The sequence below is a fragment of the Sporofaciens sp. JLR.KK001 genome, from assembly GCF_036941055.1.
Taxonomy (GTDB): domain Bacteria; phylum Bacillota; class Clostridia; order Lachnospirales; family Lachnospiraceae; genus Sporofaciens.
Genome location: NZ_JAYMNO010000002.1, coordinates 350,941 through 363,243, shown reverse-complemented (window position 1 = coordinate 363,243; position 12,303 = coordinate 350,941). Strand labels below are relative to the sequence as shown.

Here is a 12,303-nt window from a genome sequence, read left to right as displayed (position 1 = left end):
CTTATATGTGAAAGGTATTTTTGCGCATGGCGGGAAACGGTTCATGCGGCAGAAAAAATTCTGCCCGCACCCGTCCGGTTCCCTGCCCTGCGGCGGCATATGGCAGGAGGTGCTTTCGATGACGGATAAACAGAAAAGCGAGATTACGGGCCTGCGGGCGGCGGGCGATGGATATACAGTGATAGCAAGGAAGATGGGGCTGCCGAGGGACACGGTGCGGAGCTTCTGCAGGAGGAATGGGCTGGCAGGGGAAACGGCAGCAGGGAAGGAAGGGGCGGCCGGCTGCCCGGAGGAGGGCTCCTGCCGGGAATGCGGGAAGGCCCTGCGGCAGCTGGAGGGCATGAAGAAAAGGGTGTTCTGCTCCAGGGAGTGCCGGGAGAAGTGGTGGCACGGCCATCCGGACCAGATAAGGCAGAGGGCGGTCTATTCCTTCACCTGCGCCGGGTGCGGGCAGCCGTTCACGGCATACGGCAACGCCGGGCGGAAATACTGCTCCCATGAGTGCTATATCAGGACCCGTTTCAAAGGAGGCGGCGGGGATGAGTGAGAAGGAGTTCCGTGCGGAGCTGCGCTACCGGATGTCGCTTGCCGTGGCACGGGCGATGCTCGAAGAAGGCGCCATCACCGAGGAGGAATACCGGGAAATTGATACAATACTGCTTAAAAAACACCGGCCAATTCTGGGTACATTATTAGCGGGAAAACCCTTGCAATAAGTGTGTTTCAGAGTGATGAATGGTAGCGGAAAGGAGTGGTTTCATTGAAGAAAATCAGCAGAATCGAGCCGGTCCGCCCCGTACTGACAGACCGGAAGAAAGTGGCCGCTTATGCGAGGGTGTCCAGGGACACGGAGCGGCTCATGAATTCCGTTTCCGCACAGGTCAGCTACTACAGCGCACTCATCCAGAACAATCCGGAATGGGAATATGCAGGGGTGTACGCAGACTGCGGGATATCCGGGACGGGGACGGCCAGACGCAGCGAATTCTTAAGGATGCTCGCCGACTGCGAGGCGGGCAGGATCAATATCATCCTGACAAAATCCATCAGCCGCTTCGCAAGGAACACGGTCGACCTTCTGGAGACGGTCAGGCATTTAAAGTCACTCGGCATCGAGGTGCGCTTCGAGAAGGAACATATCAATTCGCTCTCGGAGGACGGGGAGCTGATGCTCTCGCTCCTGGCGTCCTTTGCACAGGAGGAGAGCCGGAGCATCTCGGAAAACGTGAAATGGGGAGTCAGGAAGCGGTTCCAGTCCGGCGAGATCGGGACGGCCAACAAGCACATCCTCGGATACCGGTATGATGAGGATGGGAAAAAATATGTCATCATCCCGGAAGAGGCGGAAGCAGTCCGCTGGATGTTCCAGATGTACATTGACGGGGTTCCCCTGCGGGAGATTGCGGGGAGCATGAACAGGGCGGGAATCCGCACCACGCTCGGCAACGGCTTCCAGGAAGCCTCGGTGCGGCAGCTCATCTTCAACGAGGTCTATGCCGGGGACATCCGGCGGCAGAAATGCTACATGGCGGACCCAATCACAAAAACGAAAGTGAAGAACTGCGGGGAGCTGCCGCAGTATTACATGGCGGACTGCCATGAAGCCATCATTGACCGGGAAACTTATGCAAAGGTCCAGGCGGAGATGGAACGGAGGGCGGGGCTTGTCAATCCCACCTACCCTTTTACGGGGAAGGTGAAATGCGGCGTCTGCGGGAACTGCTTTACACGGAAGAAAGGAACCGTAAGGGGGAAGACCTATGTACATTGGATATGCCGCTCCAAAAAGGAGACGGGCATGAGCTGCACCAGCGTGAATTTCAGCGAGGAAGAACTGGAACGGATTTCGGCGCAGGCGCTTGGGATGCAGAAATTTGATGGGGCGGAGTTTGAAAAGGCTGTCCGGGGCATCACCGTCATGGAAAACGGGAACCTGGAATTCCGGCTTGCCGGTGGGGAAACGAAAATCTGGAAGAACCTGCACCTGAACCCGCCAAGGCACATCGCAACGGTCACGGACTGCTTCCAGGGGAAGGTGAAATGCGCCGCCTGCGGGAATACATACCACCGGGTGAACAGTGCGGGAAAATGGGTGTACTGGTACTGCATCGGCAAGAAAAGGAAAAATGTGGAGTGCCATAACCCGAACTGCACCGATTACAAGCTGAGGCAGGTTTCCGCACACATGATGGGGCTGGAGGAATTTGACGAAGCGGAGTTTGAGAAGCGGGTGGAGAGCATCACGGCATTCTCGGACGGGAGCCTGGAGTTCCATTTCAAAGAAGGGAGGGCCAAGCGGTGGCAAAGAGCGTGATCACGATACCGGCAACGGTGAACAGGCACACGGCGGCGCCGATAGGAAGCTACAGAAAGCGCAGGGTGGCCGCCTATGCCCGCGTCTCCACCGACCATGAGGAGCAGCAGAGCAGCTACGAGGCGCAGGTGGACTATTACACGAACTACATCAACGGGCGCGAGGACTGGGAGTTTGTGTCCGTGTACGCGGACGAAGGGATAACCGGCTGCAATATGAAAAAGCGCGACGGCTTCAACAAAATGGTGGAGGACGCGCTTTCCGGCGCCATCGACCTCATCATCACCAAGAGCGTCTCCCGCTTCGCAAGGAACACGGTGGACAGCCTCACGACCATCCGGAAGCTGAAGGAGAACAGGGTGGAGTGCTACTTTGAGAAAGAGAACATCTGGACGTTTGACGGCAAGGGCGAGCTGCTCCTGACCATCATGTCCTCGCTGGCGCAGGAAGAGAGCCGGAGCATCTCGGAGAACTGCACCTGGGGGCAGAGGAAGCGGTTCGCGGACGGCAAGGTCACGGTGCCGTTCAAGCGGTTCTTAGGATACGACAGGGGAGAGGACGGGAACCTCGTCATCAATAAGGAACAGGCGGAGATTGTCCGCAGGATCTACGGCCTCTTCCTGCAGGGGCGCTCGCCCCATGCAATCGCAAAGCTGCTGATGGCGGAGGGCATCCCCTCGCCCGGAGGAAAGGAGGTCTGGTCGTCCAGCACGGTCAAAAGCATCCTTACGAATGAAAAATACAAAGGCGACGCGCTCCTACAGAAAGTGTACACGGTGGACTTCCTCACCAAGCAGAAGAAGGTGAACGAGGGCGAGGTGCCGCAGTATTATGTGGAGAACAACCACCAGGCCATCATCAGCCCGTCCGTGTTCGAGGAGGCGCAGCACCAGATGGCGGCAAGGCACTCCGGGAAGAACCGGGCGAGCAGCACGGGTGTATTCTCCGGCCGGATAAAATGCGCGGACTGCGGGGGCTGGTACGGCTCCAAGGTGTGGCATTCCAACAGCAAGTACCGGAAGACCATCTGGCAGTGCAACCACAAGTTTGACGGCGGGGAGAAATGCGGCACGCCCCACCTTGACGAGGAAACCATCCAGGCACTCTTCCTGAAAGCGGCCAATGCCGTCTTTGCAGAAAAGGACGGCGTGCGGGAGGATTACGACTCCATAAAAGACACGCTTTTTGGAACGGCGGAGTTGGAGGCGGAGCGCCTGCGGTTGCAGGATGAGATGAATGTGGTGGCGGAGCTGATCGGGCAGTGCGTGACCGAGAACGCCCGCGTCGCCCTTGACCAGACGGAGTACCAGAAGAAATACGACGGGCTGGCGGGGCGGTTCAACAGGGCGAAGGAGCGGCTTTCGGAAGTCAGCCAGGCCATCACGGAGCGGCAGGCGAAGCGGGAGAAGATCGGGAGGTTTGTTTCCGCCCTGGAAAAGCTGGACGGCCCGCTCACGGCATTCCGCGAGGACGACTGGTACAGCCTTGTGGAGTATGTCACGGTGTACAGCAGGGAGGACATCCGCTTTACTTTCAAGAACGGGGTGGAGATAAAAGCGTAAAAAGGAGCCTGCGGCTGACGGGATGCCGCGGGCTTTCTTTCTCCCCTGTTTTCTACGGCATTTTTCTACAATTTGATTTTTCGTTGGGGCAAAATCAAAAAGTATAGGAAAAATCAAAAGGTATGGGGAAAAATCAAAAGGTGTACAAAAAATCAAAAGGTATCGGGGAAAAATCAAAAAGTGTAAGGAAAAATCGAATTGTATCAAAGACAGCGTTTACATAGATGACGGATACTCCGGTACGAATTTTAACCGGCCATCTTTTCAACAAATGATTGCGGATATCGAAGTGGGGCATGTGGATTGCGTTATAACCAAGGACTTATCAAGGTTCGGCAGGAATTATCTGGAGAGCGGGGCATATATTGAAGTATTTTTCCCCAACCACCATGTCCGCTATATTGCTGTCAATGATGGCGTAGATTCAGCAAATAGCGGTGAGATGGACATTACTCCATTTAAGAACATCCTGAACGAATTTTATTCGAGGGATATTTCAAAGAAGGTAAAGACGGGAAGGTATATCCGGGCCAGTCAGGGGAAATTTATGGGGGCTTATGCACCGTTTGGTTATAAAAAAGATCCAGCAGATAAGAACCATCTGATTGCGGATGAAGAAACCGCACCGACCGTCCGCTATATTTTCCAGCTTGCTTTGAAAGGCTATGGCAACAATAAGATTGGAAAGATTCTTTATGAAGAAAAGATTCCGAAACCAGCTTATTACAATCAGGAAGTTTTTGGAAAGTTTTTAATTGCTGAGGATGATATTTATAATTGGAAACAGTCAACGATCATCCGCATACTCCGGAATCCCCTGTATAAAGGTTATTTTTGGGTACAGAGGTATGACAGGAAGTATTTTAAACAGCAGTCAAAAGGTTACATCCCAATTAAGGATCGTATAACTATATCCAGCGACCATGAAGCCATTGTAGACGAGCATACATGGAATACCGTGCAGGAAATCCTTGACAGGCATACGAAAGTGAAGCCATGCACTTCCGGTTATGACAATAAGTTTCGGGGGATTTTAAAATGCGCTGACTGTGGCAGTAATCTGACGATTCATACGGATGGCCGGAACCCGGACAGGCCTTTGCTAGAAAAGACGTATTATCTATGCCGGATTTACCGTGTAAGAGGGGCGAAGTTCTGTAGCAAGCACCGCATCAGCGCCGGGGATTTGGAAGAACTGATACTTTCTGATATCCAATTCCATGCAGGGAAGGTCATAAAGGATCGAGAGAAATTTATGCGGAAAGTGCTTGGTCAGATGGATATGTCATCGGCAAACAGCAGGGCGAATATTGACAAGAAAGTGGCTGTCTTAGAGAAAAAGTTAAAAGAATCTGATAAACAATTCATCAAGCTGTATGGGGACTGGTCAAAGCAGATAATATCAGAGCAGCAATTCCGGTTGCTGTCTTCCCACTTTGAGCAGGAAAAGAAAGACTATACAGAGCAAATCGAAAAGTTAAAAGCGATGGCTGAAAATCTGGAGGACAGTGCGGATAAAGCGGAACGCCTTGCCGATGAAATGGCAGAGTGTGCCGAGATTAAGGAACTGACTACAGAGATTGTAAATCGCCTGATCGAAAAGATTGAGGTTTCGGAACCTCAGACCATCAACGATGAGAAAGTCCAGAATATCAGGATTTTCTATAAGTTTGTTGGGGAAATCAATTAAAAATCCATTTATGTATCTATAATACTGGGGGTAGTGAGTTAAGTCCTGAAGGCACAGGATACCGGGCAAAGACAAGGTTTGCCCGGTTTTTTAATCTCCCAGAACTGATCGCATTATTTAAGGAGAGCGCCGACATCCAGACAGCGGATATGCTTGACCTTCCAGTTCCCGAAGCGGAATATATCAACGAAGTGCTGAAACCGAGCGAGGAACAGCAGGATTTGGTCAGCTCCTTTGCGGAACGGGCAGAGGCTGTCCGTTCCGGGAATGTAGACCCGTCAAGGGATAACATGCTGAAAATCACCAACGACGGGAGGAAATGCGCCCTGGATCAGCGTCTGATTAACGATATGCTGCCGGATGCGGAGGAAAGCAAGGTCAACCGCTGTGTGGATAATGCGTTTGGCATTTGGGAAAAGACTTCTGCAGACAAAGGGACACAATTAATTTTTTGCGACCTGTCTACGCCGAAAAACGATGGCACGTTCAATGTCTATGACGATGTGCGGGAAAAGCTGGTGGCAAAAGGAATCCCCAGAGAGGAAGTGGCGTTTATCCATGAAGCCGGGACGGAAACGAAAAAAGCGGAATTATTTTCAAAGGTGCGCTCCGGGCAGGTGCGTATTCTGCTCGGTTCTACACCGAAGTTAGGCGCAGGGACAAATATCCAAGACAGGCTTGTTGCCCTACACCACCTGGATGCGCCTTGGAAACCGGCCGATGTAGGACGGATTTTGCGGACATTCAAAATAAAAAAGAATGTGGAGGTAATAGACAATGGCAAAATCATTATTTGAGGAACTGGGTGGCAGATATGAGCGGCAAGGCGATTACTTAATACCGTGCATAACTGTACCCACCGAAGAAGAACAGCCGATAGGCATATGGGGACAGCGGCATCTGGACTATCTGAAGCAATACCGCAGGGTTACATACACTAATCTTCTCACAAGCGGCAGGCTCAACGCCTATCTTGTAGATGTAGACAGACAGGCGCAGGAACGCTTTGAAAGGCTCATAGAGGGCATGAAACAGGCGCAGGGCATAACGGAACGCCTAAAGGAAGAAAACGCCTTAGAATGGGTACAATACTTAAATAATATAAGGGCATGTGCGAGGGAGATTGTGAACGAGGAAATTATTTTCGCATAGACAGGCAAGGTGGCAGAATGTAAAAGTTCTGTCACTTTTCTTTTCATAGGGCTGATTAAAGTTCATATTTGCCAGAAGGAGTTTCAGCATGGTAAAATATAAAGAACTATATCATTATCATTGCATCTGTAAATTAATTGAGGAATGCGACATACTTGTTGTCACATTCCTAATGCTATAACTAAAATGAAGGAGGAATTGAATATGCCGTTTACTGAAATATGTATTTATCAAGTCAAGCCGCAAAAGGTAGAAGAATTTGAAGCTCTTATGCTTGAAGCCAAAAGCCTCTTAGAAAAACAGGAGGGATTGCTTCTGCTTCGGTTCGCAAAAAGAGGGTATCGCATAGACATGGAGCAAATTAAGGAGGGGCTTCCACCTCTTAAAATTAACCGTATCGTAAAAAGTGTTAAGTATATGCTTTACTGGGAATTTGATACGAAAGAGAACTACGGAGCAGCACAAAAAAATCTTTATGACAGCTATTGGAAGTCTATTGAAAAATGTTTAATAGTTCCGCACGACAAATATTTAGGAGAGGGAGTGTTTTAATGGATTTCGCATATTGTGGATTGGATTGTAGTGAATGTCCTGTTTATTTGGCTACTATCAGAAAAAATACAGATGAACAAATCAAATTGGCAAACGAATATTCAACTGATGTTACAAAATTCTCAAAAGAAGATATGTATTGTTTGGGATGCCATTCTGATATGGTGTCGAAAAAGATGTGCGGTAATTGTGAAATAAGACTATGTGGCGTTAAGAAACCCTATGGAAGTTGTGCCGAATGTGACAAATTTCCATGTTCTATACTGGAAGAAAATTTAGGTGATAATTCAGAAAACTTGAATCATTTAAAACAGCTTGCCATTAAACACAAAAAGGCAGAGTGATAATATGCAGATAGACAGACTTATTCAAATTGTGTTTCTCTTGTTAAGGCATGAGAATATAACTGCAAAGCAACTGGCGGAAGAACTTTGCGTTTCCACCCGCACGATATATAGGGACATCAATATACTTTCGATTGTGGGAATACCGATTACATCACAAAAAGGATATGGCGGAGGATTGTCGTTATTACAAGGCTTTTCACTGGACAAATCTTATTTTACGCAGGAAGAACAAAAGAATATTATACAGGCGTTGCAGATTCTAAAGTCGTCAAATTATCCCAATGCTGATAAATCATTAAACAAGATTGCTGGATTGTTTAGTCACAATTTGCAGTCCGAATGGTTGGAGATTGATTTTTCCTATTGGGGCAGTCCTGAAAAGGAACGAAACAATATTACGGTTTTAGAACGTGCGATAATCAATAAGTATGTGATTACGTTCACTTATTTTAATGCAGAATTGACAATCACCAATCAGATTGTCGAACCGTTGAAATTGGTTTTCAAATCTCATGCATGGTATCTTGTTGCCTATTCAAAGCGCAAAAATGATATTCGCACTTTTAAGATGTCCCGTATTAGGGAGCTTCAAATAACAGACCAATTATTTGAACGTGAATTACCAAAGGATTTTTCCATTACCCCTGTCTACAAGGAAGAATACAATACCCCGATATTCATATTACATTTTTCGGAAAAGATAGCGTATAAAGTCTATGATGAATTTCAAGAGAAATATATTAAAAAATTAGACGATGGAACATTGGAAGTGACTTTTAGATACCAGCTTAGTGATTGGACTTTCCTATATCTGCTTTCTTTTGGGGAATATGTCGAAATTATTGAACCTGTTGAAGCAAGAAATATTCTAAAGGAAAAAGCCAAAAGAATATCTGCCATGTACTAACAATGTCGGAAATGTAGATGTTTGCCGTAATTTAAAAGATTATAAATAGCAATTATAGGAGTGTATATGAAAGAAAAGTGGATACGCTGTCCTGTTTGCGGTAATAAAACCCGTGACAGAATTAGAGAAGACACGGTTTTGAAAAACTACCCTCTCTATTGCCCGAAATGCAAGCAGGAAACTTTGATTGAGGTCAAAAGTTTGCAAATAACAGTCATCACAGAGCCAGACGCATAGACGCAGAGCCGATGAACGTGTGAAATAAACTCACAGTTCGTTGGCTCTATTTTATTTCATAAGGTTTTAAGGCAAATGCTCACCAAATAAAAAAACGAGGTTCGGTGGGCGGTATTGCTATGCCCGAAAAGACTTAACAAATACTCTCCAGACCTGTTTTTGAAGTTTGGAGGGATTTTTTTATGTCCTTTTTTCGGGCAGTTATCCATCTGCTCATGCAAGGCAGATTTGACTTATACATAGCATATCGGGGATTGGCAGGAAGCCAGTTAAAAAAATCCCTGCCCATGCAACGCTACTTCTCACCATGAAACCAGAAGTAGAATCTCTTCTTAACAGAATATGTATCTCCTATAACCGTAGAGGTCACAGAGCCTTTGCGGTTTTTCTTTTGTCGTTTTTTATCAGATTATGCCGCAGGGCGTTATGCGGTATTCATTGCCGTTCACCCCCTCTCCATCTGGATTTTCAGCATTTCAAAAATTCAGATGGGAGGTACTTACGGTGAAGTATGCACCAAGAAAAGTATATATCAAAGAGAATGGCGGCTATGTGGAGCTGTCCTATATGGACTTCTGCCGCCGCAGGCAAGCCGACCAGAGTTACATGGACAAGCTGTTTATCCCCGTGCAGGGCTGTCTGCTTGAAGTCGTGCGGGAACAGTACGCAGATTTCTACAAGGAGAAAGAACGGTGGCGTTATCTGAAAAAACTGGATACGAACCACAGCCTGCTTTCATTGGAGGGATTTACGGATAGCGAGGGAAATGTGATTGACTTCGTTATTGATGAAGCGGTGGATGTTGCAGAAACCGTTGTCCATTCGGTGATGGTGGACAGGCTGAAAGTCGCCCTGCCCTTATTGTCGGATAGTGAACAGACGTTGATACAAGCAATCTTTTTTGAGGAACTTTCCGAGCGGGAAGTAGGATTAAAGTTAGGCGTGACGCAGAGCGTTGTCAATAAACGCAAAGCCAAAATCCTTGCGAAGCTGAGGAAGATAATGGAAAACAAAATTTAAGGCGTTCAGCCCCCTTGTTTTTTCCTTTGGGAAAATGAGGGGGCTTTTTCCTGCCCTCTCAATCAATTCGATTGGAGGAAATAAGGATGGCATACAACCACGGACGGGAGGACAGGAAATGGCGTATCTGGAAAGAAGCCGAGGAAAAAATTTTGCGTGAGTGCGGCGTTGATGAAGCGGTTATTGAGCAAATCCGCACAGACGACAGGGCAGATTTTAATTCCAACAGGCGGTTTTACCGATGGGCGAGTGACTTTGGCGAATACCTTGAGGGCATGGCGGACAGGGAGAAGCAGGCGGAGGTAAAGTCTGTTTCTGATTTACTGGACGAGATTGAGAACGAAACTCTGTACCTTACTTTAATCACGGTGGACAGGCGCACGTTACAAATCGTCCTGCTAAAAATGCAGGGCTATTCCACAAAGGAGATTGCCCCGCTTGTGCATTTAACGGCAGGGGCTGTTTATGCGAGGTTAAACCATCTGCGGAAGAAGCTGCGGAAAATTTTATAAGCGTCTCATATATCCTGCTTTCCTATGGGCTATCGGGTGGGGAGGGAAAAACTCTCTCCTACTTTTTAGCAGGAGGAAAGGAAATGGCATACAAGGCAAAGACATACACGCTTCGGGAGGAATCCACGGAAAGCGGCAAAAGGTATTTTATCAGCTTTAAGGACGGGCAGGGGGAACACCACGAACTGGAAGTGTCCGAGCAGTTATTCATTGAATTTCGGCAGATGGAGCGCAGGAACAGGAACCTTCAGCAATGGAACCAACGGCACAGGGAATTTAACGAGGTATGGGACGAAACGCTTTACAGACGGGCGTTGCGGGTTCCTAAAACGCTTGATGAAAGCATGATTGAAAAAGAACGGAATGAAATATTCGTTAAAGCGGTTGCCCGACTGCCAGAGATACAGAGGCGGCGTTTCCTGCTCTATTACGAGTATGATTTCAATTTTTACCAAATCGGCGAAATGGAGCATTGTACCGCTTCCGCTGTCCAGAAGTCCGTTTCGGTTGCAAGGGAGAAAGTTAAGGCAGAAATGAGGAAGTATCTCAAACCTTGACGATTACCGCCCGAAAAAGAAAGCCGCTCTTTATCGGCATGGGATTGGCGGCATTACATACTCTCACTTTTTCCGTGGGAGTAAATCAATTTTAAGGAGGTCACACCTATGTGCAACAAAGCCAAAGACACCGCCCGAAAGGAGGAAAGCCATGCAGAAGCTTCAGACAGTGGGCGCAGACACGCTCCTCTATGAGCCGCTTGAAAAGCCGTCCTTTGTGGTGGGCGGTCTGATACCCACAGGCTTAACCCTGTTCTGCGGCTCACAGAAAATCGGCAAGAGCTGGCTCATGTTAAAGCTCTGCCTATGTGTGTCGCAGGGAATCCCCTTGTGGGATATGCCGACACAGGAGGGCGACGTGCTTTACCTCTGTTTGGAGGACACGTTCTGCCGCATCCAGGACAGGCTGTTCCGCTTGACGGATGAAGCAAGCGGGCGGCTTCACTTTGCAGTGGCAAGCGATAAGCTGTCAGACGGTCTTATCGTGCAGTTGGAGGATTATCTAAAAGAATACCCCGACAGCAGGCTCATTGTGATTGACACCTTGCAGAAAGTCCGCACCGCATCCAAAGACAACGCCTATGCAAGCGATTATGGGGACATCTCCCTCATCAAAGACTTTGCCGACAGGCATTCCCTGGCGGTCATTGTCGTACACCACATCCGAAAGCAGAACGACAGCGACGTGTTCAACAAAGTGTCTGGCACGACGGGATTGACGGGGAGTGCGGACGCAACCTTTGTCCTGCAGCAGGAAAGCCGTGCGTCCAATGCCGCAAAGCTGTATGTGACGGGCAGGGACACGCCCTATCAGGAGTTCACGCTCCGCTTCCGCGATTGCAGTTGGGAACTGGTGGAGCGTAAGGAGCAGGAACAGCTTGCGAAAGAAGCGATACCAGACGTCCTTTTTCGGTTAGTGGATTTCATGCAGGGCAGGGAGGAATGGACTGGAACGGCAACGGAGCTACTGGAAGCGATGGGGGAAACGGGAACGCCGCCCAACATCATGACGAAGCGGCTCAACGAATATCGTGCCGGTTTCCTCAGTGAAAACAATATCTGTTACAGCTACCACAGGAAGAAAGGGGGCAGGGAGATTTCCCTCACAAGGCAGTCGGGTGACGGTGGTGACGGTGATGACGGTTAGATTGGGATACCCCCGCCGCTGTCATCCCTGCGGGAGAACACCCCATAAACGCAAAATGCAGGCGTGGGCATTACTCGCCTTTTTCGGCTCGTAAAGCCACCCCTGCGGTCAGAAAAATCTTCCGATTTTTCCGACTGCGTTTACAGGGTGTAACACACTACACTTTGCCCTGCAAAGTCGTGTGCCAGACGTTCCCTCTGGACTCCCTTAAAGCAGGGCTTGCGCCCTGCCCATCCTCTGCCTGGCGGCTTCGGATGGAAGAATGTGCGGTGACAGGCGGTGGCTCCCGTGGGGGCATCCCAAAAA

14 protein-coding genes and 1 pseudogene are annotated in these 12,303 nt (G+C 48.8%); all 15 read left to right on the top strand.

The genetic code is table 11. The features are described 5' to 3' along the window. Nucleotides 1-43: 43 nt before the first annotated feature. The 15 genes and pseudogenes from VSQ62_RS26910 (at nt 44) to VSQ62_RS26840 (ending at nt 11,997) form a co-directional block, all read left to right on the top strand. Nucleotides 44-547 (top strand): RNA polymerase subunit sigma-70, encoded by a 504-nt coding sequence (locus VSQ62_RS26910; RefSeq protein WP_334638104.1) that lies wholly within the window; start codon nt 44-46, stop codon nt 545-547. After that, a complete protein-coding gene (locus VSQ62_RS26905) occupies nt 540-716 on the top strand; it encodes an SHOCT domain-containing protein (protein WP_334638103.1) in 177 nt (58 codons plus the stop codon). Before VSQ62_RS26910 ends, VSQ62_RS26905 begins: the two co-directional genes overlap by 8 nt. A 35-nt stretch (nt 717-751) precedes the next feature. Beyond that, nucleotides 752-2,314, top strand: a complete 1,563-nt coding sequence (locus VSQ62_RS26900; RefSeq protein ID WP_502957850.1) for a recombinase family protein — start codon at nt 752-754, stop codon at nt 2,312-2,314. Beyond that, complete coding sequence (locus VSQ62_RS26895; protein WP_334638101.1) at nt 2,299-3,876, top strand: recombinase family protein; 1,578 nt, start codon at nt 2,299-2,301, stop codon at nt 3,874-3,876. The genes VSQ62_RS26900 and VSQ62_RS26895 overlap by 16 nt, the downstream gene beginning before the upstream one ends. A 103-nt stretch (nt 3,877-3,979) precedes the next feature. Then, nucleotides 3,980-5,566 (top strand): recombinase family protein, encoded by a 1,587-nt coding sequence (locus VSQ62_RS26890; protein WP_334638529.1) that lies wholly within the window; start codon nt 3,980-3,982, stop codon nt 5,564-5,566. Nucleotides 5,567-5,601: 35 nt separating this feature from the next. Next, nucleotides 5,602-6,363, top strand: a pseudogene (locus VSQ62_RS26885) (DNA methylase); the annotation flags it as partial. Beyond that, nucleotides 6,344-6,718, top strand: a complete 375-nt coding sequence (locus VSQ62_RS26880) for a TnpV protein (protein WP_129176038.1) — start codon at nt 6,344-6,346, stop codon at nt 6,716-6,718. The pseudogene VSQ62_RS26885 and the gene VSQ62_RS26880, both read left to right, overlap by 20 nt. Before the next feature lie 204 nt (nt 6,719-6,922). Next, entirely contained in the window at nt 6,923-7,270 is a 348-nt protein-coding gene (locus VSQ62_RS26875; protein WP_084384571.1) for an antibiotic biosynthesis monooxygenase family protein, read from the top strand. Continuing rightward, complete coding sequence (locus VSQ62_RS26870; protein WP_160555927.1) at nt 7,270-7,614, top strand: DUF3795 domain-containing protein; 345 nt, start codon at nt 7,270-7,272, stop codon at nt 7,612-7,614. The genes VSQ62_RS26875 and VSQ62_RS26870 overlap by 1 nt, the downstream gene beginning before the upstream one ends. A 4-nt stretch (nt 7,615-7,618) precedes the next feature. After that, on the top strand, nt 7,619-8,524 hold the full coding sequence (locus VSQ62_RS26865; protein ID WP_334638099.1) for a helix-turn-helix transcriptional regulator: 906 nt from the start codon (nt 7,619-7,621) through the stop codon (nt 8,522-8,524). Between the two features lie 66 nt (nt 8,525-8,590). Further along, nucleotides 8,591-8,761, top strand: a complete 171-nt coding sequence (locus VSQ62_RS26860) for a cysteine-rich KTR domain-containing protein (RefSeq protein WP_129176045.1) — start codon at nt 8,591-8,593, stop codon at nt 8,759-8,761. 504 nt (nt 8,762-9,265) lie between these two features. Further along, entirely contained in the window at nt 9,266-9,781 is a 516-nt protein-coding gene (locus tag VSQ62_RS26855) for a sigma-70 family RNA polymerase sigma factor (protein WP_334638098.1), read from the top strand. A gap of 86 nt (nt 9,782-9,867) precedes the next feature. Then, nucleotides 9,868-10,293, top strand: a complete 426-nt coding sequence (locus VSQ62_RS26850) for an RNA polymerase sigma factor (protein WP_129176051.1) — start codon at nt 9,868-9,870, stop codon at nt 10,291-10,293. 83 nt (nt 10,294-10,376) lie between these two features. Further along, nucleotides 10,377-10,850: an RNA polymerase sigma factor gene (locus tag VSQ62_RS26845; RefSeq protein ID WP_129176053.1), complete on the top strand. Its 474-nt coding sequence runs from the start codon at nt 10,377-10,379 to the stop codon at nt 10,848-10,850. A gap of 151 nt (nt 10,851-11,001) precedes the next feature. Beyond that, nucleotides 11,002-11,997 (top strand): AAA family ATPase, encoded by a 996-nt coding sequence (locus tag VSQ62_RS26840; RefSeq protein WP_334638097.1) that lies wholly within the window; start codon nt 11,002-11,004, stop codon nt 11,995-11,997. Nucleotides 11,998-12,303 lie beyond the last annotated feature (306 nt).